This is a genomic window from Rhizobium sp. RHZ02 (assembly GCF_014851575.1).
Lineage (GTDB): Bacteria > Pseudomonadota > Alphaproteobacteria > Rhizobiales > Rhizobiaceae > Rhizobium > Rhizobium altiplani.
The window spans coordinates 1-347 of the sequence record NZ_JACUZX010000105.1; the positions used below are offsets into that span (position 1 = coordinate 1).

1 pseudogene is annotated in these 347 nt (G+C 60.5%); it reads right to left on the minus strand.

Annotated features, from left to right (window positions below):
• Positions 1–223: pseudogene (locus IB244_RS31715) on the minus strand (IS5/IS1182 family transposase); the annotation flags it as partial.
• Between the last annotated feature and the right edge of the window lie 124 nt (positions 224–347).

The following is a 347-nucleotide window of genomic DNA, read 5'->3' on the forward strand; positions in this document are numbered from 1 at the left end:
TGGGCGGGGTCGGGTTGCGATAGCCGGTGACACCGAGGATGGTGCGGTCCTCCAGCCCCTTGGCGATGCCGGACGTGGCATAGCCGGCATCCAGCCCGACAGCACCGACCTCGAAGCCGAACCGCTCACGCTGGCGATCCAGCCGGTCGAGATAGACGATACTGTCATGCACATTGGCGGGCGTGACATGGGTATCGGTGATGATCGCAAGCTTGCCGTCCACATGGGGTAATCGCGGCGCGATCTCCTCAGTGCATTTTTACTAGATGGTACTGGCTGGGTTGGTTGCCCCCGATAAGATGGAAATACGGGCTCACGATTGGAACCGGGCCCAAACATCAATGGAG